Raw genomic sequence first — 25622 nt, 5'->3', positions numbered from 1 at the left:
CAAGAAAATTGCCCCCCGGGAAATTTCCTGGCGCAATGGACGCATGACGACCGTCGAAGGCGAGCCGGCCGACGCGCTGCCGGACGTCGCGCCCCAACTGCGCGCCCTGCGCCGCCGCAGGGGCCTGACCCTGGAGGCGGCCGCCCGGCGCGCCGGGCTCTCCCCGGCCCACCTGTCCCGCCTGGAGACCGGCCGCCGCCAGCCGTCGCTGCCGATGCTGCTCGGGCTCGCCCGTACCTACGGTACGACCGTGTCGGAGCTGCTCGGCGAGGCGGCCCACGCCGCGGACCCGGTGGTCCGCGCCGGCCGCGCCGAGCCGGTCGAGGCCGGCGGCTGGACCTACCACCAGGCGGGCGCGGCGAACAGGGCCATGCAGGCGCTGCGCGTGGAGGTCCCGTACACGGGGCTGCGCGACGCGGTCCGCGTCCACCCGGGCGAGGAGTGGCTGTACGTGCTCGCCGGGCGCGTACGGCTGGCGCTCGGCGACGCCGTGCACGTCCTCGACCCGGGCGACAGCGCCCACTTCGACTCGCTCACCCCGCACCGGATCGCCGCGGCCACCCGCGACGGGGCGGAGCTGCTGTTCGTCCACACCCTCCTGCAGAGCTCCGCCGCCGACCTGTGCCTCGGCGGCGGCCCCGCCCAGCGCCACTGAGACGACCGAGAGGTACGCGTGTCCGAGCCGGAGAACCCGAACCCCATCCCCAGCACCCAGGAGCGGTGGATCAACCGCAACCTCGTCATACGGCTGTTCGCCTACCTGGTCGCGGGCCACCTCTTCGCGGCCTTCCTCTACCTGCTCTTCCTGCTCGGCGGCCAGAACCAGTAGCCGCCCGGCCCGCGCGGTCCTCAGACGTCGAGCAGGCGCTCGCGCAGCCGGTCGCGGGTCTCGCCGCTCAGACCGAGCCCCTCGCCGAGGTACCGCTCGGTGGAGCCCCAGGTCTCCTCGATCGTCGCGTACGCCGTGTGCAGGTACTCGGCGCGCGCGTCGAACAGCGGGCCGAGCAGCTCCATCACCTCCGGGGACATCCCGGCGGGCGACGAGTCGCTGCGGCGGACCTTGTACCGGCGGTGCGGGTCGTTCGACTTCAGGTAGTCCGCCTCGATCGCCTCGCGCTCCACGCCGACCGCCAGCAGCACCACCGCCACGGACAGACCCGCGCGGTCCTTGCCCGCCGCGCAGTGCATCAGCGCGGGCACGCTGTCCGCGGCGAGGGCGTGCAGGACCCGGCTGTGCTCCGCGGTGCGCTCGACGACGATGCCGCGGTAGGCGGCCCGCATCCGCGCCGCCGCCTTGCCGTCCCCGAGCAGGTCCCGCAACTGGTCCAGGTCGCCGTTGCGGACCATCCCCCAGAACTCGGCGCCGTCGGCCGGGTCCGTCAGCGGGATGTTGACGTTACGCACCCCGGGCAGCTCCACGTCCGGGCCCTCCAGCGCCTGATCGGCGGCGTTGCGGAAGTCGAAGACGGTGTGCAGCCCGAGCGACGTCAGGAACGCCGCGTCCTCCTCGGTGGCGTGCGCGAGGTGCCCGCTGCGGAACAGCACCCCGGGCCGCACCCGGCGCCCGTCCACGGTCGGCAGCCCGCCCACGTCACGGAAGTTGCGGACGCCGGTCAGCTCCGGCTCGGCGGTCGACGGGAAGGACGGCAGCTGCTGCGTCACGGGAGCTCCTCCGTGTCTGGCGTCGGCGACGGCCGCCGACGAGGTAGCGGTCCGACGATACGACATCGCTTCCCCGGGCAAGGATCCGCCGCGTGCCGGCCCTTCGCGTCGCCGCGGGGTGGGTGCGGCGCACCGTCCCGCCGGTGGCGCGCGGGTGGCGGGACGCCCTGCTCCCCACCGTGGCCGCGTCCTGTTCCGGCGTGGTTCGCCCAGGGGAGCCAGGCGGCTTCGGCGCGATGATCGTCCGCTTGTGTCGCTGTTGATCCGATGATCACGTAAGAGAGATTCTGTCGCTTCTGTCCGTATTGATGGAGTACGTCATAACGCGCCCTGGAAACAAGGGGGATGGGCTCCACCGCGTGAGCAGCGTCATAAAGGTGACGGATCGTATCCGGTGGCGCCGCCTGGAATCCCCGCGCCGCACGGGAATTCATGATCCGTAATCCACGGAGGGTGACCGGAATTCCCCGAAGAATTCCCCGGCGTGAATGAGCGGGGGCAACCATCCGCTTGTTCCCGTCGTCCCCACTCGTTTACGGTCCCGTTCCAGCCGGGCGGATCGCCGAATCCTGCCGCCGCCCCGGAATTCGCACCCACCCACGTGTGGCAGGAGCGGGGGAACCAGGTAGGCCGCCGTACGGGAATTCCCGTACGGCTCGGGGTGAAGTCGCGCCACCCGCGCGGCCGGGCAGCTCCAGCCCGAACCCGACAGCTCACCTCGCAGGCGCCGGAGAGGAATTCGCCATGCCCGCCAAGGGTAAGCACCGCCGTATCAAGTCCAGCCCGCTCACGCGCGGTTTCGTCGCCGCCGGAACGGGTGGTGCCGCCATCGCCCTCCCGCTCCTCGGTGCGACCGGCGCGCACGCCGCCGCCCCCGCCGCGGCCCCGGCCGCCGCCCCCGCGCAGACGGCCGCCGTCGCGTCCGCCGCCGGGACCGCCAAGCCCGCGCCGCGCGTCTACACCGTCGTCGCCGGCGACTACCTGGCGAAGATCGCCCACAACAAGAACGTCGAGGGCGGCTGGAAGAAGCTGTACGCCGACAACCGCGAGGCCATCGGCGACGACCCGGCGCTCATCCACCCGGGCCTGAAGCTCACCCTCGGCGCCAAGGCCGACGACTCCCGCGGCGAGCGCGCCTCCCGGTCCGCCGCCAAGACCCAGGCCCCCGCCGAGGTCCAGGCCCCCGCCGAGGCGAAGCCCGCGGCCGACACCCCGGCCGAGGCCGAGACCCAGGCCCCGGCCGAGACCCAGGCCCCGGCCGAGACCCAGGCCCCGGCCGAGACCCAGGCCCCGGCCGAGACCCAGACGCCCGCGCAGAGCGGCTCCGGCTTCACCGCCCCGGTCTCCGCCGGCATCACCACCCCGTACCGCGCCTCCGGCTCCATGTGGTCCTCCGGCTACCACACGGGCGTCGACTTCGCCGCCTCCTCCGGCAGCACCGTCAAGGCCGTCGGCCCGGGCACCGTCGTCTCCGCCGGCTGGAGCGGCGCGTACGGCAACGAGGTCGTCATCAAGCACGAGGACGGCAACTACTCGCAGTACGCCCACCTGTCCTCCCTCTCCGTCTCCGCCGGCCAGACCGTCGGCGGCGGGCAGCAGATCGGCCTGTCCGGTTCCACCGGCAACTCGACCGGCCCGCACCTGCACTTCGAGATCCGCACCAGCCCCAGCTACGGCTCGGACGTCGACCCGCTGGCCTACCTCCGGAGCCACGGCGTCAGCATCTGAACCTGACGCGCGCGTCACCGCGAACCGCCGCCGCCCGGCACCCCGCGAGGGTGCCGGGCAGCGGCGCGGTGGCGGAGATCACGCCCCGTCAACCCCTCCTTACGGTCGCGTAGGTCACATCCCACGGTGGATGATGTGCTGCCGTGGCAGACGATTCGACGATGGGGGAGAACGACGTGATCGGGTCGTACACGGCGATCGGCGACAGCTTCACCGAGGGTGTGGGGGACCCGGGCCCGGACGGGCGGTTCCTCGGCTGGGCCGACCGCCTCGCGGTCCTGCTCGCCGACCGGCTCCCGGAGGGCCGGGAGTTCCGGTACGCCAACCTCGCCGTGCGCGGCAGGCTCCTCGACCAGATCGTGGAGGAGCAGGTGCCCCGAGCCAAGGAGCTCCTCCCCGACCTGGTGACCTTCTGCGCCGGCGGCAACGACATCATCCGGCCCGGCAGCGACCCCGACGACGTGGCCGCGCGCTTCGAACGCGCGGTCGCGGACCTGACCTCCGTCATCGGCACGGTCGTGGTGACCACCGGATTCGACACGCGCGGCGTCCCGGTCCTGCGCCGCCTGCGCGGCAGGATCGCCACGTACAACAGCCACGTCCGGGCCATCGCCGACCGGTACGGCTGCCCGGTCCTGGACCTGTGGTCGCTCAGGACCGTCCAGGACCGCCGCGCCTGGGACGCGGACCGGCTCCACCTGTCGCCCGAGGGGCACACGCGGGTCGCGCTGCGAGCCGCCCAGCTCCTCGGCCTCGACGTGCCGGCCGACCCCGACCAGCCGTGGCCGCCGCTCCCGCCGCGCGGCACCCTGGAGGAGCGGCGCGACGACATCCAGTGGGCCCGCGAGTACCTCGTCCCCTGGATCGGCCGCCGTCTGCGCGGCGAGAGCTCCGGCGACCGGATCTCGGCCAAGCGCCCGGACCTGCTGCCGCTGTAGCGGACGCTCCGGTACGGCGAGCGGGGCGCGGGCGCCGGCCACGCGCGCGTACGGGGCGGTCCGCTCAGGGGGGAGGCCGGTGCCGGCCCCGATCGGCCGGCCACGCGCGCGTACGGGGCGGTCCGGCCCCGGCCCCACCGCCGGCCACGCGCGCAGGGGGGCGGCTCCGCCTCCGCGCGCGCCGCGGTCGCCGTACGGGCCGACCCGGCCGGTTCGCCGGGAACCCGCCTCCACGCGTGCGCCCCGGCCGCTCAGGCCCCGCCCTCCCCGGTCCCGCCCAGCTCCCGCTCCAGGGCCTCGTCCGCCCAGCGCAGCACCGTCGTACGACTCAACGACCCCCGGTACGCCGTCATCCGGACGCCCAGCCCGTCGAGGAGCGCCGTCAGCCGCCCGGCCGCGCCCTCCGGGTCGGGGCACCGGAACTCGCCCGCCGCCGCTCCCTGCGCGAACACCTCCGCCAGCGCGGCCCTCCACTGCCGGTCGAGCCGCGCCGCGACCTCCCGCAGCGCGCGTTCCCGCGGAGCCGCCGCCCAGCACTCGATCCACAGCCGCCATCCCCGGGTCCGCCGGCCCGGCACGTACCAGCGCACGGCCGCCCGCAGCCGCCGGGCCGCCGGGGCCCGCCGGTCCAGGACGCGGCGCAGCTCCGCCAAGTCCCCCTCCGCCGCGTGGGCGAACGCCGCCGCGACCAGCTTCTCCTTCGTCGAGAAGTGGTACAGGACCAGCGCCCCGCTCACCCCGAGCGCCGCCGCCACGTCCGCGACCCGCACCGCCGCCATGCCGCGCGCCTCGATCTGGGCGACGGTCGCCCGCAGCAGCTCCTCGCGCCGCTCGGCCGCCGACAGCCGCACCCTCGTCACGTCATCCGCCCGTCCTCCGCCCTTCGCACGCGACAGTATCCCGGACGCCCGCCCACCGCCCCGCAGCCCTGTCGTACCGTCCGCTCATAATGGAAGGACCCGAGCCCCCTGGAGGTGCTGTGTCCGGCGACGACGCTCTCGGACGGCTGCGCGCCCGGTTCCTCTCCCTGCGGCCGGCCGCCTTCGGCGCGGACGCCACCGGGGACCGGCTGGAACGGATCCGCCGCTCGCCGAACTTCGCGGACGGCGCCTTCCGCAACCCCGGCGCCACCCGGCACAGGCCCTCCGGCTCGGCCGCCGAGTTCGCGAAGACGTACTTCCGCAAGGAGGAACGCGTCCGCCGCGCCCCCGCCCGCCCCGTGCCCCTCCACCCGACCACGGCCGCCGACCTGGCCCGGCCCCCGGCCTCCGGGCTGCGCCTGACCTGGATGGGGCACTCCAGCGTGTTCGCCGAGATCGACGGCCTGCGCGTCCTGTTCGACCCGGTCTGGGGCGACCGCTGCTCGCCCTTCTCCTTCGCCGGGCCCAAGCGGCTGCACCCGGTGCCGCTGCCGCTCGCCGCGCTGGGACCGGTCGACGTCGTCGTGATCTCCCACGACCACTACGACCACCTCGACCTGCCCACGATCCGCGCCCTGGCCGGGACGGACACGCTCTTCGCCGTCCCGCTCGGCGTCGGCGCCCACCTGGAGCGCTGGGGCGTGGCCCCCTCCCGGCTGCGCGAGCTGGACTGGGACGAGTCGACGCGGATCCGCGACGTGCGGCTCACGGCCACCCCGGCCCGCCACTTCTGCGGCCGCGGCCTGCGCAACCGGCAGCACACGCTCTGGGCGTCCTGGGTCGTCGCCGGCCCGGAGCACCGCGTCTACCACAGCGGCGACACGGGCTACTTCCCCGGCTTCCACGACATCGGCGCGACGCACGGCCCGTTCGACGCCACCATGATCCAGATCGGCGCGTACTCGGACTTCTGGCCCGACATCCACATGACGCCGGCCGAGGGCCTGCGCGCCCACCTCGACCTCCAGGGCGGCCGGCCCTCCGGCGTGATGCTGCCCATCCACTGGGCCACGTTCAACCTCGCCCCGCACCCCTGGGCCGAACCGGGGGAGTGGACGGTCGCGGCAGCAGCCGCCGTGGGGCAGGCGGTCGCCCTGCCCGTCCCCGGTCAGCCCTTCGAGCCTGCCGGCGACCTCCCCGCGCACCTCTGGTGGCGGGACGCGTCCCCGTCACCGCCCCGCAGGTGGCCCGTCCCGGAGACCGCTCCGGTGGCACCCCGCGACGGACTCGACCTCGTGGACGAGGGCTGACCGCGGGCGGACCCGAGCGCGCGACGGAACCCCCGGCGACCATGTGGAAGCCGGGCGGGCGCGGGCCCTGCGAGTCGTCGACGGGCCATCGCGTCGAAGGGGTCGGGAACGGACCTCGGACACCTCCGGCGTGCGGTCGCCCTCGGCGTCGTCGGACTCGTCGTGCTCGAAGCGGGCGATCAGCGGGAGCACGAGCAGCGCGGGCAGGAACGGGTGCGCCCGGGTGTACGCGGCCGGCGCCCGGTGCAGAGGGGTGCTGGGGTCCGCGAGCTGGGCGGCCATCGAGCCGTTGAACAGTTCCGGCCGGTCGGCCGTACGCCGGAACCGTCGCACCCCCTCCGTCAGGGCGGGGCCGGGGCGGTGGCGTCCCTGCCGGCGATCCGGGCGGCCGCCGCGTCGGCGGCGTACTCCTGGTCGCGGGCGCCGGCCAGCGTGGCGCGGAAGTACGGCTTGGCGTACGCGGTGTGGATCCGGGCCATCGCGCGGTACGTGACGTCCACGTGCCGGGTGTCGACCTCGCCCGCCCTCCTGCCCTTGGCCGCGGCCTCGGCGCTCTTCTTCTCCTGCCGGGCCTGTTCACGGGCCGCGGTCTTCCCGGCGCGCTCCTCGACGTGCCTGATGGTGTTCAGGGTCTGGGTGCGGCCGCGCACGGTGAGGGCGGCGAGGCGGGTGTCGGCGTTGGAGTAGTGGCCCAGTTCGTGCGCGATGACCGATCGGAGCTGGGCCTCCGTCAGGTCCTGGGGAAGGGGCACGCCGAGGTGGAGGCGGCGCTGGCCGGGCAGCAGGCCGAGCAGGCGGGCGTCCTCGACGACGGCCGCGTTGGCGTCCGGTACCAGCGGGATGCGGGACGGCGCGCGGGTGCCGATCCGGTCGGCCGGCTCCCGTACGGTCCGCCACGGCTCGGGTTCGTCGGCCTTCGTGACGGGCAGGCCGGGGGTTCGTCGGCCTTGGGCGTGCGCAGCATGAACAGGCCGCGGACCAGCGGAACCGCCAGGAACACGGAGACGAGGTACGGCTTCACTGCGACGCTCGACGGGGCGTACGGGTGCAGCAGGTGGTCGATGCCGGTGAGTACCGCCAGCAGTAGGACGCCGAGCAGGTGGAAACCGGCGAACAGCAGGAGAGCGCGCAGCGCGCGCAAGGCCAAGCCTCTCGGGCAGGGGCCCCACGGGATATCGGGTGACGGCATCGGGTGCGGTGACGGGGGTGCTGCGGCTGATCGCGGCCGGCGGGAGGCGGGCTCACAAGTGGTCGTGTTCAACAGTTGTGGGGGAAGCGGGAGATGACCCACCGGGAGGCTGACGTGCAAGACGTGTACACGGCGGGCCGGTGGGTGCCGGCACGGGAACCCCGTACGGTGCGGCCTCCCGCTGCCCCTGGTCGGCGGCTTCCCCCAGATCACTCAGTGAGCCGTTTTCATCCTGTGGTTCGCGGACGGTGACGGCTGGTGGCCGGGGGCCGTGACGCGGCAGGGCTCCTCGTGGTCCCGGACGGTGATCTCACTCGCCGGTGTCTCGACGCAGAAGCCTTGCCGGTCTCGTACAGGGATCGGCGCCACTGTCCGCACTCCCTGCTGCCGCCACGAATTTCCCCAGCACCACCAGCAGTACAACCGGGACCACGTCCGGCTGCGAGCACCGGGCGAACGCGCTTCCGCCCGCCTCGAGCAAACCCGGAGCGGTTCAGGGTGGCCCTCGGGCCCGGCCCTTTCCGGACACGGAGCGGCCCTCCAGCCCCGTACGGGGCGGGAGGGCCTTTTCCTCAGTGGGCCGTCCGTGAACGACGGGCGGGCCGACCTCGGGCTGGGTCAACCCGTTGCGTCACCGCTGTCCGCTTCCAAGTACGGGACCAGGTCATCCATGTAATCCCTGTGCTCCACGTGAAGCCTTTCGGCAGGGATCGACTTGAGCGGCGACAGATCCGCATCACCGATCTTTTCCGCGGTGTCGAGCTCGGAAAGCGCGTGCAACTGTGCTTCCAAGCACTCCCTGTCCGGCTCACAGGAAGCAGCCATGGCCAGGATCTCGGACAGCAATCTGCCGTCGCCGGAGGAGAAGGTGTCCATCCAGTCCTGAATCCGGTCACTGGCCGAAGACCGTACCCGGGGGTCGGGGCTCGTGAGCTCGTTGATGAGCGTCACGAGGTGCTTGCGCTCGATGCGCATGGTCACAGTTGTACGAAGGGCGCGGGTGCTGGCTTGGCCAAGGAATGTGGGTCGCATTGGCACCCGCGGAGTTGTAGTGCGGGCTGTTCTCGTTGTGGACGTTCTTGTGCCACAGATGGCCCGATACATCCTGATACTGGTTGCCGATCTGGATTCGGTAGATGTCCCCCTTGGCCGCGTTGCTCCCAGCCGGTGCCTTGGGGTCAGCGGCGTGTACGCGCATGCGGACCGTCTTCCCTGTGACATCATCCTTCCACTTCCACTTCACACCCTGAGCCACGCCTCCGGCTTGCTCCGTCCAGGCCTCCTTCACGGCATTCTTTGGAATTATGCTCATGGGGTTGGCGCTGTTGCTGAATCGGCCGGATCCAGGACGGGGAGACCAAGGGGTGGCCGCAGTCCTGCGGCCACCCCTTGGTCGTGCGCACCTGGAAGAGAGGGGACTGCTGCCCGATCTCATCGAATCTTGAGCAGGCGCTTTCGAGGGGAGAGGGTCTCCTGCGGCTGCCGGAGTGTCAGACGTCGGCCCCCCGCTTCCAGGAGAACCCTTCCGCGTCCGCATGGACTGAGAAGTCCCCGAAGCTCTCGATGCTCAGGTACAAGCCGATGACGTCTCCCATCTCGTCCACGTGCTCCCGGACCGAGGTGACGACCGCTCCATCTCGGCTTTCGAAGACAGTGTTCAAAGAATGCTCTTCGGGCGGCCAGAAGTAGTCGGGCAGCTCGTCGTCGCCGCGGGTGTCTACCCGGAGGGTCCAGTCGGTCCAGTCGGTGAGAACGAAGCGTTCGCCGGAAGCCGTGGTCACCTGCAGGCCGACGATTTCGTCGTCCTCGTTGACCACTTCGGCCACACGGGTCACCCGCTTTTCGGCGAAGATATCACTGACACCCAAGTTGCGTCTCCTGTCCCATGTGACGTCGGGGAATTCAGTACTTATTATCGGCGTTTTCGTACCACTTGTTCGGACCGCTCAGCGGGAACATGGAGACGAATTCCCCATCATTCTTCGTGATGAGCAAGTCGTTGTCCTTCTTGTAGAACCAGTAGTCGTCGGCGCCGCCCTGGCCGGGCCGGTACGCGCCCTGCCTCACTTCGTCAGGAGCCCCACGCACTTCCTTGATGCGCTCGCCGTACCACTGGCGGGCAGCAGTGTCACCGGGATGCTTGCCGTAGTCGGTGGCATGCTTACCCCACTTCTTACCGAGCTGTTTGCCTTCCGCACCGTACAGTGCCGGACCCGGGACGGGGGGCGCTGCCTTGGGTGCGTCCGGGGCCTTTGTTCCGCCCTTGAGGGCCTTCTTGATGAGGGCTCTCAGGGCACCGAATCCGCCGGCCAGCCACGAAACCGTCTCGGCGGCCTCGGCCGTGTCCTTGTACTCCTTGGAGCCGACTTCGACTCCGGCGTCCTTGGCCTTCTCGCGGTACGTCTCCTGGACGCCGCAGTCCGCGCCGAACCAGCACCACGGTTCGGTGGCGTACTCGATGGCGTCGGCGCTGCCGGCGAAGAAGTCGCCGATGCCTCCTGCCATGTCCTTGAGCGTCTGGCCCAGCGACTTCGGGTTCTCGGGTTCCTTGTTGTTGCAGATCCCGTAGTTCCGCTGGATCGCGGGGCAGCTGTCGGTGCTGCCGGAGGCGAAGCTCGCGCTGCCGGTGGCCGAGAGCCCGGCACGTGACCCGCTCCTGGACGCACGGTGGCTGGAGTTCTGCCGGTACGTCGTGTGGACGGCCGCGGCCACGTACCGGATGACCGCCCTGATCAGCCGGATGACCGCGAAGATGAACGACAGGAAGAACTTGCCGTCCGGGTCCGCGAAGGCGACCGGGTTGTTGTTGCTGTAGGCGTAACCGTTGATCTGCTGCGGGTCCTTCAGATCCGCGACCGGGTCGGCGCTGATGAAGCGACCGGTCGTCGGGTCGTACTCGCGGGCGCCGAGGTGGGTCAGACCCGTCGGGTCCTGCGTGCCGCCGACGAAGCCCTTGTCGCCGGCCCACTTGGCGGGCTGGGTGCCTCTCGTCTCACCGAACGGCTGTGAGTGCCGGCGCGTGACCACCTGGGTCGTCGCGTCGATCTGCACGTTGGCCGTGCCGTTGTGGTCGGCGCTCGTCCAGGTCAGCGACTGCGGGGTGCGCACCGCGACGACCTGGCCGCCGTGCGAGTAGTACCGGGTCGCCTCGACCTTGCCGGTCGCCTTGTCGTGGCGCAGCTCGGTCTCGCCGAGGTACAGGGTGGTGCCCGTGGCGTCGCGCCGGATGAGCCGGTTGCCGTTGGCGTCGTTGAGGAACGAGGTCTCGGTGCTGTTCGCCTCGGTCACCTTGACGAGGTTGTTCTCCGGCCCCCATTCGAGGTTCTGGGTCTTGCCTCCGATCGTGCGGGTCTTGGTGTTGCCCGACGCGTCATACGTGTAGCTCGTGGCCGGCTTCGACGGGTCCGCCGGGCTGGTCGTGGTGGAGGCCAGCAGGTGCGGACGGGCCGTGCCGTCGGTGGCGGTGTGGTCGTAGGCGTAGGTCGTGGTGGCGGCGCCGCCCGTGGCCAGGTGGTCGGTCACGGTCTTGCGGTTGCCGGCGCTGTCGTACGTGTACGACTTCCAGTACGGCGCGAGCCCTCCGACGCCCGCCGCGGTGGGTGCTGTCGCGCAGTCCGTCTTGGCGGTCCACGCGCTCTTCAGGCGCCGGTGCCCGTCGTAGGTGAAGCACTGCTTGTCGCCCGTGGTGGTGGAGCGGTCGTCGATCTCGACCGGGTTGCCGGCCGGGTCGTAGCGGTAGTACGTGTCCGAGTCCGTGCCGCTGTTGGATTCCGACACGACGGTCTGCCGGGCGAGACGCTTGGTGCCGTCCTCGTAGGAAGTGTTGATCTCCGTCCACTTGGCGGTGGAGGAGACGCCCAGGGTGACGCGGATGCGCTCTCCGGCCGGCAGGTAGTCCGTCCCGCGGACGATGCCGGTCAGGCCCTGCAGGGTGGTGGGCAGGCGCTGGTCGTTGTAGCCGTAGGTGAGCACTTCCTGGGCGAGTCCGCCCATGGCCGGGATGGTCCGCTTCTGTGGCGTTCCATCCAGATTGTAGGCGTTGGTGATGGTGTACGTGCCGGTGCCGGCTACCGCACCCTCACTGGTGCTGATGGTGTACTGCTCTTTCAGCACCCGGTAGAGCGGGTCGTAGGCGGCATTGGTCGTCGCGTACACCTTGCCGCCCTTGCCGCCCTCGTACCGGATCGAGGACGTCGGCTGCCCGAGGGCGATCGTGTCGTACGACCAGCGGGCCAGGTACTTGGAGTCGTCGATCGTCGGCACGCCGTTGACGACCGGGATGCGCCCCGAAAGCCGGCCGGTCGGCCGCCCGAGCAGGTCGTAGGTGTGGCTGAGGATGTTGTTCCGGGAGTCGACGGTGACGCTCACCTGGTCGAGGTGGTTGTACTCGGTGCGGCTGGTGCCCGCGTCCGGGTCGCTCGTCGCGACGGTCCGGCCGAGGAAGTCGTACTCGTACCCCCAGGTGTTGCCGTCGCTGTCCTTCACCGTGGCCAGTCGGTCGGCGCGACCGTAGGTGTAGGTGAGCCGGGTGTAGGCACCCGTCGCCTTGTTGCCCTCGTACTCCCTCTTCTCGGCGAGGCGGCCACGGCTGTCGACCTCCTCGCGCACGGCGGACGCGCCGGCCGGCGGTTCGACCGTCGTCGCGTTGCCCTCGTACGTCGTGGTGGTCCGGGAGTGCTCCTTCTCGTGGACGAGGGTGATCTCGGCCGTGGGCCGGCCGGCGCCGTCGTAGACCTTCCGGGTGCCGGCGGGGGAGGCGGTCAACAGGGTGGCGAGCTCACCGGACGGAGCGGTGGTGTCGATGTAGTCCACCGAGGACTCGACCTCGAGGCCACGGGTGTCGTACTTGGTCTCCGCGATGACGCGACCACCGCCCACCGCAGCGGGCGACTGCGTCTGGCGGGGTCGGAGCAGGGCGTCGTAGATGGCGTACGCGGTCTGGTACGTGGTGCCGTCGTTGTTGAGCGACTTGGTGGCCACCCAGGAGGCGTCACCCTTCTGGATCTTGTACTCGAACTTCCGGTTCGGGGCTTGCCCCCCGGCACGGTCACGGTCGGCGAGCCAGACGTCGGTCAGGCGGCCGAGGGCGTCGTAGGCGCTCTCGGTGCGCTTGCCGTTCGGGTCGATGCTGACCGTGTTCGAACCCCAGTCGGGCGCGATCTCCGTCGTCACCGTGTGCCCGAGGGCGTTGGTCTCCTTCTTGCCGGTCAGCGGCCCACCGGCGGCCGGCGTGTAGTCGATGTGGTTGGTGCGGGTGCCGTCGGCATCCCACTGGTCGGTCAGTCGCCCCAGGGCGTCGTACTTCGCGGTGAGGACGGTCTGCACCTGCGGCGTGCTGCCGCTGTAGCCCGTGACGCGCTGCTGCGCGGTGACGTCGCCCTTGGTCGGGGCCACGCCGTACGCCTGCCCGTCGTAGGAGGTGCGCACGTCGGAGACGACGTGGGTCGTCTTCGGGTCTCCCGTCCGGTTCGGCGTGACGCCGCAGCCGACGGAGACCTTCTCGACCCGCTTCACGGCGGTGAGGATCCAGTCCGTCGCGTTCTTGGCATACTCGGTCCGCGTGCAGTCCTTGACCCCGCCGCCCTCGGTCTCCACGGTGAGCGGCAGGCCGTTCTGCGTGTCGTACGTCGTCGTGCTGGTGGAGGTGATCGGCGTACCGCCCGTGACGGGCGTGCGCTTGACCTCCTTGCCCGTACGGGTCATGTACGCGTGCACCGTGCCGTAGGAGTGGGTGGCGGCGGCGGTGTTCTGCGACCACGGTGTGGTGATCGTGCCGGAGACCTCGCCGCCGGTGGTGCCGTTGTACGTGATGGCCTCGCGCACCTGGCCGGCGTACTGCTCCTCGTCGTTCACCGACGTGCCCGTGGAGTCGGTGACCGTCTCCGTGCGGGTGGTGCCGTCGAGCTGCTTGTCGCCGTGCATGCCCCGGTAGAACAGGGAAGTGGTCTTGGAGCGGACGCCCGCGGCCTCGCCGGTGGTGGTGGTGACCTTCTGGAAGCCGCGCCAGATGCCCCACGTGCGGTACTTGGCCGGGGTGATGGGCGACTGGTCGTCGTACGCCCAGGCACCGCCGCCGTGGTACGTGTAGTCCGTCTGCTTCAGCGGCGCGCCGCCGGTCGGGTCGGACTCGGTGACCTGTGTGACGACGTACTTGTGGAACCAGTCGGTGCGCGGCTGCGGGTTGGTGCCCCCCGTGGGGTTGGACGGCGGGATCCACTTCACCGGGTAGCAGCGCTTGGTGTTCTTGTCGAGCGCGGTGGGGACATTGGTGTCCGCGATGCACTCGGGATCCGAGTAGTTGACCGTGAGGACGGAACCGGTCTCCGAGGTGACCGTGCGGACGCGCCACTTGATGAACGGCGGGATGTCGTCGCCGGTCTTGTCGACGCGGTTGTGGAGCTGGATGCCGGAGAAGGTGATGGCCGGCAGGGCGATGGGGGTGCCCACCTTGCCGGTGTGCTGGATGGACTTCAGCCACAGGCCGGCGTTCGAGCCGTCACCGGGGTCGGGGAAGGACTGGTCCAGGGTCCAGTGGTTGACGTCCCGGTAGTCGGTGTCGGCACCGGTGCCCGTGCCCTTGTAGACCTGGGTGGTGACACCGGTGAGGCGCTTGCGGGAGAAGAAGGACGGGGCCGGCTGGTCGGTGCAGACGGTGTCCTTCTTGCAGATCTGGTCGTACGGGACGTCCGGCCAGGCGTTGCGGTTGGCCTCGGTCAGCGTGGTGCAGGTCTCCCCGCCGCTCACCGGGACGCAGCGCTCGGCGACGGTGAACTCCACCCGGGCCGCGGCCGGCTGCGTGGTGGAGAAGACCGTGTCGGTGCGCTGGCCGTAGTCGATGCGCTTCAGGTAACCGCCGCGGACGTACTCCGTGCCGTTGCCCGTGGTGCCGTTCTTGGCGTAGTGGTTCAGCTCCTTGTCGTACCAGTACGTCATGACGTTGCCGTGCGGGTCGACGACGTAGTCGAGGTTCCAGCGCCACGCCTGGGTCTTGGCGCGGGCGGAGAAGCTGCTGCCGGCGTCGTAGCCGGGTTCGCCGGAGTCGTCACCGAAGACCGGGACGGTCCACACCGAGTTGGTCTCGGGCTTGCCGCTGGTCCAGCCGGGCAGCCGGTTCTTGCCGAAGACGTACTGGGTGCCGTCGGTGGTGGTGACGGTCCAGTGCTCGCCGTCGTCATCGCCGTTGACCGCGTCGGTGGTGCGCACGACGCGCTCGCCGTCGTCCCCCTGGAGGCGCCAGGTGCCCTTGGCCTTGTCGAGCAGGATCAGGCTGCTGGACTTGCCGTTCAGGACGATGGAGGCGTTGTCCTCCTTCCAGCACTGGTCGTACTTCTTGTCCTGGCCGTCGTCGTCGCACGAGCCGTAGGAGCGCTCGATGTAGGAGGTCGGCAGGTCGAAGCCCTCACCGACCCACGACGGCTGGGCGCTGGTGGAGGAGGTGCGGCCGTCGACGCTCTGCGCCGAGTAGCCGATCGCCACCGAAGGTGTGGGGCCGGCCGGGGCCGGTACGACGTCCATGGGGTACGACCAGGTGAAGTCGCCGTTGGACCCGCCCCCCGCCCAGGTCGCCGACGGCGACAGCGGGGTCGCCTCGTACGTGCCCTGGTCCGAGGACGTGCCGGCCGAGGCCGCGAGAACCGTGAATGCGCTGGCGCTACCGGCTCGAGAGGTGGCGGTCTTCGGTGTGGTCACCTGAGCGGTGACGGTCTGACCTGCCGTGTCGTTCGAGGACGGGACGGGCGTGGTGGTGCGGCACGCCCGTTCCTCGGGGGTGGTGAGGGCACAGGCCGGAAGCTGGACCAGCCGCAGGCGCGAGGCCCAGTTGCCGCTGTAGGCGTGGGCGAAGCCGCTGTAGTCGAGAGCGACGGACAGCCCGGACGGGTCGGCCTTGCCGTCCGCACGGCGCACGGCGAGTACGACGCCGTCGATACCGAGCTTCGCCGTCCTGGCACGATCGAGGAACCGCACCTCGACCTTGGCGGGTGCCGGCCCGGTTGCGGGGGAGGACGAACCCGCCTTGGCCGTCGCGGCCTTGCGCGCCTTCCCGGGAAGCGGCTGCCCGACGCTGACCGGCAGGTCGCCCACCCTGGCATCGGTGTGCGGTGTGGCCGGAACGCTGGCGCTCGCGGCACCGGAGCCAGGCCACACGACCTTCTGGGTGGCTCGCGCACGCGTCCTGGCCACGGCCTCACGCGTGGGATCGGAGATCTGCTTGTGCCCGGCCCGGAAGGGTTCCGCCTTGCCGAAGTCGGGCTTTGACAAGGCGCTGGGGTCACGCTCGAATTTCTGGGCTGGGGCCGCGCCCAGCAACGTGGTGACGATGGCCGTGGTCAAGGGAAAGACGACCACCGCTATTCGGCGGCGGCTGGCCTTTCTCCAGGACCATGATCGCAGCACTGGTCTTGTGCCGGTCAAAGGTTTCTCCGCATTCTTGGTGACGGCGATTTTTCGAGGCTGTTGCCCGGATGGTCGCCGGTCTGGGCTTATGCTGATGGAGCAGGGTTGAACTTGACGCCGGTCAGTGCGACTGGCGAGTCGCCGACGGTCGCCGGGCGGATCTTCTTTCCTTTTGCATACGCGGCATGGAAGTGCCCTGGATAAATTTCAGAGCGTGTGTGCCTCGTACGGTTCTGGTCGGCCGCTGTCGCGACTCGGCTTTGGTGTCCTGGAAAGGGGATCAGCTGCGACAGCCTTCCCGGAATTCGCTCCCGGAATATCAATGAGGTCGCACTCGAAGTGCGGGGGTGGAAGTCACGTCCAACGGCATGGTGACCACGCCGGCGCCGCTGGGAGCGGCGGCCTCCGTGCGGCGTCGGTGTGCCCGATGCCGCACGGAAGCCGCGGTCTTTGCGTTCGCGCTACCCGTGTTCTCGTCCAGCGGTGCGCCGAGCCGAGCCCGGCGCACCGCTGCCCTGTCGCAAGGGGAAGGGACGGGCAGGGGTCACTCGATGGGCACCGGAGGCTCGTCCACGGTGGACAGCCTGGTGATTTCGGCTTCTGACAGCACTCCGGCGTAGACGCGCAGGTCATCGAGGCGGCCCGGCAGGAGGTTGCCCCACTGGCCGTTGTCGTGGCGGCGCCCTCGCCCGATCATCTGCGGTCCGGTCGGCTGGAAGACGCCCTTGTACAAAGCGCCGTCCTCGTCGCCTTGCCGCTCACCGGTGACATAGAGCTTGATCGACTGCGCGGCCGAGTCGAAGACGCCGACCACATGTACCCAGCCGCTGGGCGAGTTGACCTCGTCGGAGGTCGTCATGGCGCCCGACCCTCCGAGGACGTCATTGGTGAACAGGCCGAAGTTCCAGTCCCCGACTGCTTCGCCTGCTTCTTGCCGGTACCACAGGCGGAACGCGTCCCGCTGGGTGCCCGGGTGGGAGAAGACGGTGGGCGAGTGGGCGCTGGTGAGGTCCTCCAGTTTCGAGTCCGCTGAGAGGTTGACCCATCCGGCTACGGAGAAGCTGCCACTGTTGTCCAGTACCGCTGAGGCGGTGGCGTGCCCTTCGGAATCCGCGTTGAGAGCCATGACGGTTTCGTGACCGAATTCATCGCTGGCTGCGAAGGACGCGCCTGACTGAAGGGAAAGGGAGTTGCCTCGCCCGGTGCTGTCGGCTGCAGTGGTGCCGGAGACCTCGTTCATCTCCCAGTGAGCCAGGAGTTCGGGCTGGGGGTGTCCCGTCCCGGGGTCCTCGACGTTGACCAGCGCGTTCAGCTCGGACGGGTAGACCACGCGCTTCCATGCCTGGACATGGTCGACATCCGCGTACATCTGCGTGCTGGTACGCCAGCGTCCGATCTCCATGGGGCCGTTTGAGGCCCATGGTGTGGTGAAGGGCGTTTCCGCCTCCAGTTGCCCGTTCACATAGAGCTGGATCTTGCCGGTTCCCTTGTTGTAGACGCCCAGCAGGTGGGTCCAGGCGCCGAGGACGGGCGGCCGTGCGGACACAGCCCGAACGATGGTCGTGGCGTCGCTGGTCTGGTCCGTGGCGTACCGGTTGAAGATCCAACGGTCGTAACTGGTGGAGTAGTACAACTGGAAGGCGCCGACATTGACACCCCGCTGCTGGAGCACAGTGGTCTGCTGCTTTTCCTTGAGGCGGACCCATGCGGCGACGGCGAAGCTGTTCGCAGTGTCTACCACAGGAGCCTGGGTGCCCGCCCAGAACGCGGTGCCGGCACCTGCCAGTCCTGCGCCGTTCCTCGCTTCGGGGACCCAGGAGGACTGGTTCAAGGTCAGGGGGTGGGTGCTGCTGTGCGCGTTGGCCGCAGCAGTCCCGGTGCCTTCGTCGAGTTTCCAGGTGGCGGCGGGATCGGCGGGGCGGCCTACTTTGAACAGGTAGTCCTTGTGGGCACTGGGATAGCCGGCGTTGTCAAAGGTCTGTACCCGCAAGGTATTGGTCAGCCGCTTGTCCGGAGTCACCGATATCTCGTATGAGGGCGTGTTCGCGGAGAATTGCTTGCTGTCCAGCTTGACGCCGTTGAGCCACCAGTCATAGCGGCGCACGTCAGAGGCGTTGGCCGTGATCACGAACTTTCCGGGGGTACCGACTCCGCCGTGTTCGCTGCCGACTGAGCAATCGGTCCCGGCGCACTCGGGGTATGCGGTCGACGTGACGCTGGGCTGGGGAGGACCTCCGGGGTCCACTTCGAAGTAGCAGTAGGCGGACCAGGGGCCGTACAGGTAATTAGTCGCACCCCCGTAGGTGTACTTGTATTCCGTCCGCGCGCGGAACTTGTACGTCGTGTCCTTGGACAGCGTTGCCGTGACCGAGGTGCCCGCTGTTCCACTGGCGGTCCACGTACTCGGCTTGAGGACGGTGGGTGTGGTGCTGCTGCCCTTGTACAGTTCGAAGTTCGGACGCAGACTGGCGTTCGATCCGTCAGTCGAGATCGGCGTGGCCGTCAGCCGCGGCGTGTCGTCCCGAATGAACGCGGGGCTGGTGGAGGCCGAGCAGGAAATGTTGGGATCGGACATCTTCACCGTGGAGGGCTTGCTGGTCGGTGGTGTCACGTAAGTGATGGACAGGCGCGGCTTGCGATCCGTGGTGGCCCGGTCGTCCAGGGGCGACATGAACTGCTTCCAGGCGATCGGGTCCGACTCGCTCGCTCGCAGTCCCAGAGTGGTCGTCGTCGATTTCGCCTTCGCCGTGTAGGCGACGGCGGCCGTGGCGTCGAACTCGATGTCGCCGTCCGGACAGCTGGACGAGTGACCCTTGGCCGCTGAGACGGTGTCGACCTGGGCGGACCAGGACGGCTGATTACTCCAGGTCGTTGAACTGGAGATGGTTCCAGTCCGGTATAGGCCGACGTCGCGCTTCTCGCAGTTCGCGGACCAAATGGCGTAGGACGTGAAGGTTGCCCCGAGAATCTTCTTGCCGGCGACGGACCTGGTGTCGAACTGGAAGAGGGAGCGCACCTTCTTGTTGTCCACGTAGGCGTCGTAGCCCACGCCAAGAGCATGCTTGGTCTTCCAGAAACTGGTACTTGCGGAGTCGGACCAGACCGTGGTCCATCCGGTCAGTGAGGCCTTCAAGGACGGCGGGTCAAGGACCACCGGGTAGACCGTCGAAGGGTCTTGGAGGAATTCATGGTCCGGGGCGATGGACAATGTCTCGTCGGTGACGGTGACGTCCATGACCGCTGTCCGAGAGCCGGCGCCGGGGTTGAGCGGGGCACTGCCGGCACTGGTCCGCTCAACGGTACTGCTCTGTCGGCTGGTCACGGCCGTCGATGCGGGTGCCGGAGCCGAATCCCACATGAGGGCGGAGCTGCTCGACACAACGGCTTGGCCGGAAGCGTCCACGAACGTGGCAGCGCCCGAAGGGGACGACTGCGCGGTCAACCCCTTGGTGGTGATCGGGAAACGCAGCGACTTCAACGCGGGGTTGGCCGCCGCAGCTCGAGTGCGCAGCACCAAGTGATAGCTGAAGCCGTCAGCGTGCGTCTGCACCACCACGTCGGTATCCGGTAGTACCGACTTGTAGATCGCGGACGATCCGTCGAGCACCGGCTCAGGGAGCCCCCAGGGAGCGGTGATCGCGTACTCGGTTCCTCCCAGTCGCAGCCGCGCCAGCGGGTCGTCACCACCACCTGACAGCACGATGTCCTCAGCCGACTTCGGCCTGACCGAGCCGTCCGGCGCCACACTCAACGTGGTGTCGACGGCCGTCCACTCGCCGTCCTTGCGCACGCGCTCGGGAACGGGAGAGGAGACGGCGGTGAAGGTGCCGTCACTGTTGGCGAACACTTGCCCGGTGGACGTGGTGAGCCCTGTGACCTCGACGCGCTGTCCCGACTCGACGGCTCTACGGGAAGCTTTCTGCTCCTCCGACTCGATCGGTGGGCCGTCATCCTGCCAGAACGCCTTGCCTCGCCCCGGTTCGTCCGCGGGTTCGGAAGACACCGGTGGGGGCACTTCCGATGCGGGTGTCGGCGTTTCGGTCGCTTCGGCCCCCACCGCGCTCTCGGCACCGGCACCACCCAGGAGGATCACCAGCGCCGCGGCAGCGGCTCTCCCACGCATCGCTCCCCCGCGATGCCTGCGTCGCATCATGCGCAGTCACTTTCTGGAGATTTCATGAAGATCATTAGCCGTGGGAACCTACCCGCTCGGTGTCACTCTGCCTAGGGATCTGGATCAGGACATATGTGCTGAGGGGAGGAAAGTTCCTCAAGATGGCCACGTGGCCTAGGCCACACGTGAGGATCGGAACTGTGCAGAGGGGGAGGATGCACGGCTGGTCGGCTCCGCTTCCGGTCGGCGGTCCGCTCGATCGCGGGGTGATCGCGGCCCTCCCGAAAGCCGGTCGCCGACGCACTGCGGGTGGTGGTCCCGGTTCGGGACGGCCCGGGGAGCGTTGTGCCCCACCCTGACCCGGGGCCCGGCACGGTCAACGCGGTCGCCTTTGAGCTGCGGAGGTCATTGCTCCACGCGTGGCGGGGGTGAGGCACGGGCCGGTGCCGGGCGGAGGGGAAGCCGGGCGGGTCCCGGGCGGTCGCGCGGCGCGGCAGTTCGCCGTCTGTCGGTTCCGGGGTCGTCCCATCCGATGGCGCGGGGCCACGTGGTCGTCGGCGAACGCGTACGGCGCCGCGGGAAGGGCGTCCGGATCGGAAGTCGCGCGCGAGCCGACGGGCGCCCTCCGCCAGGGCTGCGGCCGGCACGGGCGTCGGACTCGTCCGACTGGGGGAGAGGGTTCTCCCGGCAGCCCGGCGCACACGCGGACGTCCCCACCGCCGCGTCCCCGCCGGGGGGCTCCCGGCAGCCCGGCGCACACCCGTACCGGGCTGTCCGGTGTGCCGCGCGGCAAGTGGCCGGGGCGTCCGGAACGCGCTTCCCGGGCATCGGGCATCCGTGCGACCCCTCATACCAGAGCGGGACGAGCTGCGGGCGAGTTTGACAACAGCCCACCGTCCGTGAACGGTTGGCGACTACCGTGTGTGTCCGGTGATGAACGGTGAGCTCATCGGGCGAGTGGCTGGTCCTCTTCACGCGATGTCAAATATCCGTTCGGTACCGAAATGCACCGATTCCCTGGGACCCACGTACCAAGGACACTGATGTCTCCACTTCGCGCACCCGCCGCGCGGCCCGACCGCCGTGAGGGCGGCGGGCGGCACGGCCGGTCAGGCGCCCGCATCCTGCCGCACCCCGGCGGCCCGCACCCGGTCACGCCCCCTCCGGACGCGCGCATACGTCCGCGTCTGCTGCGCGTCTCCGTGCTGCCGGCCGCCGTGGCCGCGCTCGGCGGCACCGTCGCGGTCCTGTTCACCCTGCACTCCACCGGAGCCCGGCCCACCGCCACGCTCTGGGCGGTCCTGGTCGGCGCCGCCGCCCTCGCCGTGGCGGCCGTGGCCACCGCGGCGCTCGGCGCCGACCGCGCCGCCCGCTCCGTACTGGACCGCTGCAACGCCCTGCGCCGCACCGCCGTGCGCCACCAGAACGAACTGCGCGGCATCGTCGAACAGTTGCGCCGCGGCGAACGGCCACCGGCCCGGCAGACCCCTCCGCCCGCCCCCGGCGGCGACGACCTCGACCTGCTCGGCCACGAGATCGGCCGCGCCCACGACGCCGCCGTCACGGCCGTCGTCCAGGCGTCCCGCCTCTCCAGCAGCGTCGGCGACGAACAGAAGGTCGAGGTCTTCGTCAACCTCGCCCGGCGCCTCCAGTCCCTCGTCCACCGCGAGATCCAGCTCCTCGACGAGCTGGAGAACGCGGTCGAGGACCCCGAGCTGCTCAAGGGCCTCTTCCACGTCGACCACCTCGCGACCCGCGTCCGCCGCCACGCCGAGAACCTCGCCGTCCTCGGCGGCGCCATCTCGCGCCGCCAGTGGTCGAACCCGGTCACCATGACCGAGGTCCTGCGCTCCTCCATCGCCGAGGTCGAGCAGTACCCCCGCGTCAAGCTGGTCCCGCCGATCGACGGCACCCTGCGCGGCCACGCCGTCGCCGACGTCATCCACCTCCTCGCCGAACTCGTCGAGAACGCCACGCTGTTCTCCGCCCCGCACACCACGGTCCTGCTCCGCGCCCAGTACGTCACGGCCGGGCTCGCCGTGGAGGTCGAGGACCGGGGCCTGGGCATGCCGCACGCCGAGCAGGAGAAGATGAACGCCCTGCTCTGCGACCCCGACCAGGTCAACGTGGCGCACCTGCTCCAGGACGGCCGGATCGGTCTGTACGTCGTCTCCGCCCTGGCCCGCAGGCACGGCATCGCCGTACGCCTCCAGTCCAACATCTACGGCGGCGTACAGGCCGTCCTGGTCATCCCGCAGGGCCTCCTCGGCGCCGATCCGGCCAACCCGCACCAACCCGGCCGGCCGCGGCCCGGCACGCCCGGCGACGCGACGGCCACGCCGGTGGGCGCCGTACCGACCGGGGCCCCACCGGCGGCGATCCCCGTCCCGTACGCGGCCCCCGGCCCCGTACGGGCGCCCGTCACCGCCGGCGACCGCCTGCCGCGCCAACCGCGCCACGCGGCCCCCGCGCCCCGGGCGGGACAGGGGCCGGCGCCCCTCCCCGTACGCGGCGAACGCCCCGACCCGCACAACCCCGTGGCCCCGACCCACCCCGGACCGGCCCGTCCCGAACCGACCCACCCCGGGCCGGCCCGTCCCGAACCGGCGCGGTACCAGCCGGTCCCCGCGGACCACGCGCCATCCCCGCCGGCCCGCCCCGACCCGATCCGCCCCGAGCCGGTACGGCCCGCCGCGGAACCGCCCCCGCCCCCCGCCGACGACCCCGGCCACGGCCAGGACGGACGCCCCCGGCTGCCCAAGCGGCGCGCCCAGGAGCACCTCGTACCGCAACTGCGCGACGAGCCCGTCCGGCGCCACCACGACGACCACGCCCTGCACGACCCGGGACTGATGGCGGCGTTCCAGCGCGGCATCGGCCTCGCCGAGGCCATGCCGCCGCCCTTCCCCGCCCCGTCCGCCAGCCCCGTCGAACCGCAGCGACAAGACGAAGCCCACAAGGAGTAGATGCACCATGGCGAGCGATGTGCCGAACGGCCACGCCCCCGATCTCGACTGGCTGCTCGGCGGCCTGGTCCAGCGGGTCCCCCACACCCGCAGCGCGGTTCTGCTCTCCTCGGACGGCCTGGTGAAATCGGTGCACGGCCTCGACCCCGACAGCGCCGACCACATGGCGGCCCTGGCCTCCGGCCTCTATTCGCTCGGCCGCAGCGCCGGAGCCCGCTTCGGCGACGGCGACGAGGTCCGCCAGGTCGTCGTCGAACTCGACAACACCCTGCTGTTCGTGTCCACCGCCGGCTCCGGCACCTGCCTCGCCGTCGTCGCGGGCCGGGGCACGGACGCCGCGGTCCTCGGGTACGAGATGGCGATGCTGGTCAAGAGCGTCCGGCCGTACCTCGTCACACCGGCCCGGCGGACGGCCGCCGTGCCCGCCGCCCCGGGGCGCTGAGCCATGCCGTTCCGACAGGACGGGCCGTGGCTCGACGACGCGGCCGGCCGCCTCATCCGCCCGTACACGGTGAGCGGCGGCCGCACCCGGCCCACGGCCGCGCTCGACCTGCTGTCGCTCGTCATGGCCACCGGGGCGGCGCCGCCGGCGCCCCTCGGCCCCGAGCACACCACGGCCCTCGGCCTGTGCGAGGGGCCGACGTCCGTCGCGGAGATCGCCGCGCACCTGCGTCTGCCCGCGGTCGTCACCAAGGTGCTCCTCTCGGACCTGGTGGACTGCGGAGCGCTGACCGCGCGGCAACCCCGACCCCACGACCACACCACCGACCGTTCCCTGCTGGAGGCAGTGCTCGATGGCCTACGACGACGGCTCTGAACCCCGGGCCGTGACCGAGGACGTCTTCCCGACCGCCCTGAAGATCCTCGTCGCGGGCGGCTTCGGGGTGGGCAAGACGACCTTCGTCGGCGCGGTGAGCGAGATCGAACCGCTCAGCACGGAGGAACTGCTCACCCAGGTGAGCGCCGCCACCGACCGCCTGGACGGCATCGAGTCGAAGACCACCACGACCGTCGCGATGGACTTCGGCCGCATCAGCCTCGACCCGCGGCACGTGCTGTACCTGTTCGGCACCCCCGGCCAGGAACGCTTCTGGTTCATGTGGGACGAGCTGTCCGAGGGGGCCCTCGGCGCGGTCGTCCTCGCCGACACGCGCCGCCTGCAGGAGTCGTTCTCGGCCGTGGACTTCTTCGAGCGGCGCGGCATCCGCTTCGTCGTCGCCGTCAACGAGTTCGACGGCGCCTACCGCTACGACCCCGAAGAGGTGCGCGCCGCCATCGACCTCAGGCCGGAGGTGCCGGTCGTGCTGTGCGACGCCCGGGTCGCCGCCTCGGGGACCCAGACCCTCGTCACCCTGGTCCAGCACCTGCTGACCACCGATCCGGCCCCGGCACCGGCGCCGAGCTACGGAGCACCCGCATGACCTACGACCCGACCGGGCACCTCCTCCTCACCCCCGTCGACCAGGAGGCGCCCGCCCGCGTGCGGCGGCTCCGCCAACTGGGCCTGGGGGAACGCCCCGAGCCCGCGTTCGACGCGTTCGCCGACCGGCTCGCCGAGGTGACCGGCGCGCCCTATTCGATGGTCAACTTCATCGACGAGAACCGGCAGTTCTTCGCCGGCCTGCACACTCCGACGGGCACGCACTCGGGCACCCACTCCGGTCCGGACCTCGCCGCGGCCGGCGGCGCGGTCGGCCGCTACATGGCCCGCGACCACGGCTACTGCCCGCACGTGGTGGTCCGCCGCAAGGCGTTGGTCCTGGAGGACGTCTGCGACTACCCGCGGTTCGCCGGGAACCCGGTCGTCGACGAGATCGGCATCCGCTCGTACCTGGGCGCGCCGCTCATCGACCGCACGGGCACGACCCTGGGCACGATCTGCGTCGTGGACACCGAGCCCCGGCCGTGGGGGCGGGCCGGCCTGGAGACCATCAAGTCGCTCGCGGCGGAGTTGGTGGAGCAGATCCACCGCCGCGAGGACAGCCGCGTCTGACGCGTTCCGCGCGGCGTCCCCGAGGGTGCACGGGACCCTCGGGGACGCCGCGTGTCCGGATCCGGGCCGCGCCCCGGTCCGGTCCGGCTACGGGACCGGCTCCATCCGTACGACGTCCGCGAGTCGTTTTGACCACTGGCCCTTCGTCGTGCCGAGTGCCACTTCCGCGAGTCGCAGCAGTTGGACGTCGGAGGTGCCGGCCGGGGCGAAGAGGTGGTGGGCGTCGCGCAGGTAGCGTTCGATGGGTCGGTCGGTGAACAGTCCGGCCGCCGCGTGGATCTCCATCGCGTTGCGTGCCGAGTCCAGGGCCCATTCGACGTTGACGAGTTTCGCGTTCATCAGCTCCGCGTCGCAGGGCAGCCCCTGGTCCAGTAGGTGCACGGCGTGGTAGGCGGTGAGCCGGGCGGTCATCAGCCGTGACTGCAACTGGCCCAGTTTCAGCTTCACCGAGGGCAGCGCGTGCAGCGG

Annotated in this window: 20 protein-coding genes and 1 riboswitch; of the genes, 10 read left to right on the top strand and 10 right to left on the bottom strand. The window is 70.7% G+C overall.

The window, feature by feature from the left end; all coding sequences use genetic code 11:
• Positions 1–43: 43 nt before the first annotated feature.
• Together AC07D6_RS12115 and AC07D6_RS12110 are read left to right on the top strand one after the other, a co-directional pair.
• Positions 44–655, top strand: a complete 612-nt coding sequence (locus AC07D6_RS12115; protein ID WP_315881141.1) for an XRE family transcriptional regulator — start codon at positions 44–46, stop codon at positions 653–655.
• Positions 656–673: 18 nt separating this feature from the next.
• Positions 674–829, top strand: coding sequence for a DUF6126 family protein (locus AC07D6_RS12110; protein WP_391654380.1), 156 nt, complete (start codon positions 674–676; stop codon positions 827–829).
• A 20-nt stretch (positions 830–849) separates the two neighbouring features.
• Here AC07D6_RS12110 and AC07D6_RS12105 read toward each other — a convergent pair whose 3' ends face one another.
• Positions 850–1662, bottom strand: coding sequence for a tyrosine-protein phosphatase (locus AC07D6_RS12105; protein WP_315881140.1), 813 nt, complete (start codon positions 1660–1662; stop codon positions 850–852).
• A gap of 584 nt (positions 1663–2246) precedes the next feature.
• Positions 2247–2402, top strand: a riboswitch (cyclic di-AMP (ydaO/yuaA leader).
• Between the two features lie 4 nt (positions 2403–2406).
• On the opposite strand from AC07D6_RS12105, the gene AC07D6_RS12100 reads away from it, so the two are divergent.
• Positions 2407–3390 (top strand): M23 family metallopeptidase, encoded by a 984-nt coding sequence (locus AC07D6_RS12100; protein ID WP_479043593.1) that lies wholly within the window; start codon positions 2407–2409, stop codon positions 3388–3390.
• Positions 3391–3551: 161 nt separating this feature from the next.
• Positions 3552–4328, top strand: coding sequence for an SGNH/GDSL hydrolase family protein (locus AC07D6_RS12095; RefSeq protein ID WP_315881165.1), 777 nt, complete (start codon positions 3552–3554; stop codon positions 4326–4328).
• A 251-nt stretch (positions 4329–4579) separates the two neighbouring features.
• Here the strand turns inward: AC07D6_RS12095 and AC07D6_RS12090 are convergent, their stop codons facing one another.
• Positions 4580–5188, bottom strand: a complete 609-nt coding sequence (locus tag AC07D6_RS12090; RefSeq protein WP_479043590.1) for a TetR/AcrR family transcriptional regulator — start codon at positions 5186–5188, stop codon at positions 4580–4582.
• Between the two features lie 119 nt (positions 5189–5307).
• Between AC07D6_RS12090 and AC07D6_RS12085 the strand changes: the two genes are divergently transcribed.
• Positions 5308–6498 carry an MBL fold metallo-hydrolase gene (locus tag AC07D6_RS12085; protein ID WP_479043587.1) on the top strand — a complete coding sequence of 397 codons (1191 nt, stop codon included), beginning with the start codon at positions 5308–5310 and terminating at the stop codon, positions 6496–6498.
• Between the two features lie 341 nt (positions 6499–6839).
• Here AC07D6_RS12085 and AC07D6_RS12080 read toward each other — a convergent pair whose 3' ends face one another.
• The 7 genes from AC07D6_RS12080 to AC07D6_RS12050 form a co-directional block, all read right to left on the bottom strand.
• Positions 6840–7250 carry a M48 family metalloprotease gene (locus AC07D6_RS12080; protein ID WP_479043584.1) on the bottom strand — a complete coding sequence of 137 codons (411 nt, stop codon included), beginning with the start codon at positions 7248–7250 and terminating at the stop codon, positions 6840–6842.
• Positions 7229–7639, bottom strand: coding sequence for a hypothetical protein (locus tag AC07D6_RS12075; protein WP_479043582.1), 411 nt, complete (start codon positions 7637–7639; stop codon positions 7229–7231). The genes AC07D6_RS12080 and AC07D6_RS12075 overlap by 22 nt, the downstream gene beginning before the upstream one ends.
• Positions 7640–8305: 666 nt before the next feature.
• Positions 8306–8662 carry a hypothetical protein gene (locus tag AC07D6_RS12070; protein WP_479044052.1) on the bottom strand — a complete coding sequence of 119 codons (357 nt, stop codon included), beginning with the start codon at positions 8660–8662 and terminating at the stop codon, positions 8306–8308.
• On the bottom strand, positions 8580–8999 hold the full coding sequence (locus tag AC07D6_RS12065) for a polymorphic toxin type 30 domain-containing protein (protein ID WP_479043579.1): 420 nt from the start codon (positions 8997–8999) through the stop codon (positions 8580–8582). Before AC07D6_RS12065 ends, AC07D6_RS12070 begins: the two co-directional genes overlap by 83 nt.
• 178 nt (positions 9000–9177) lie before the next feature.
• The gene (locus AC07D6_RS12060; protein WP_479043576.1) at positions 9178–9555 is read right to left on the bottom strand and encodes a hypothetical protein; all 378 of its coding nucleotides are present in this window, start codon (positions 9553–9555) and stop codon (positions 9178–9180) included.
• Positions 9556–9589: 34 nt separating this feature from the next.
• On the bottom strand, positions 9590–16033 hold the full coding sequence (locus AC07D6_RS12055; RefSeq protein ID WP_479043575.1) for an RHS repeat-associated core domain-containing protein: 6444 nt from the start codon (positions 16031–16033) through the stop codon (positions 9590–9592).
• Between the two features lie 592 nt (positions 16034–16625).
• Positions 16626–20234: a LamG-like jellyroll fold domain-containing protein gene (locus AC07D6_RS12050; protein WP_479043574.1), complete on the bottom strand. Its 3609-nt coding sequence runs from the start codon at positions 20232–20234 to the stop codon at positions 16626–16628.
• 1004 nt (positions 20235–21238) lie between these two features.
• Between AC07D6_RS12050 and AC07D6_RS12045 the strand changes: the two genes are divergently transcribed.
• The 5 genes from AC07D6_RS12045 to AC07D6_RS12025 are packed head-to-tail and all read left to right on the top strand — an operon-like array spanning position 21239 to position 25154.
• The gene (locus AC07D6_RS12045; RefSeq protein ID WP_479043572.1) at positions 21239–23161 is read left to right on the top strand and encodes a sensor histidine kinase; all 1923 of its coding nucleotides are present in this window, start codon (positions 21239–21241) and stop codon (positions 23159–23161) included.
• A 7-nt stretch (positions 23162–23168) separates the two neighbouring features.
• The gene (locus AC07D6_RS12040; RefSeq protein WP_315879654.1) at positions 23169–23603 is read left to right on the top strand and encodes a roadblock/LC7 domain-containing protein; all 435 of its coding nucleotides are present in this window, start codon (positions 23169–23171) and stop codon (positions 23601–23603) included.
• Positions 23604–23606: 3 nt separating this feature from the next.
• Positions 23607–23978, top strand: coding sequence for a DUF742 domain-containing protein (locus tag AC07D6_RS12035; RefSeq protein WP_315879655.1), 372 nt, complete (start codon positions 23607–23609; stop codon positions 23976–23978).
• Entirely contained in the window at positions 23956–24582 is a 627-nt protein-coding gene (locus tag AC07D6_RS12030; RefSeq protein ID WP_315879656.1) for a GTP-binding protein, read from the top strand. The genes AC07D6_RS12035 and AC07D6_RS12030 overlap by 23 nt, the downstream gene beginning before the upstream one ends.
• Positions 24579–25154, top strand: a complete 576-nt coding sequence (locus tag AC07D6_RS12025) for a GAF domain-containing protein (protein ID WP_315879657.1) — start codon at positions 24579–24581, stop codon at positions 25152–25154. The genes AC07D6_RS12030 and AC07D6_RS12025 overlap by 4 nt, the downstream gene beginning before the upstream one ends.
• Before the next feature lie 87 nt (positions 25155–25241).
• Here AC07D6_RS12025 and AC07D6_RS12020 read toward each other — a convergent pair.
• Positions 25242–25622 (bottom strand): acyl-CoA dehydrogenase family protein (locus AC07D6_RS12020; RefSeq protein WP_479043570.1); only part of this gene is annotated, 381 nt, incomplete at its 5' end.

Source organism: Streptomyces sp. NPDC045287 (assembly GCF_056432325.1).
This window is presented reverse-complemented; position numbering and strand designations above follow the sequence as displayed.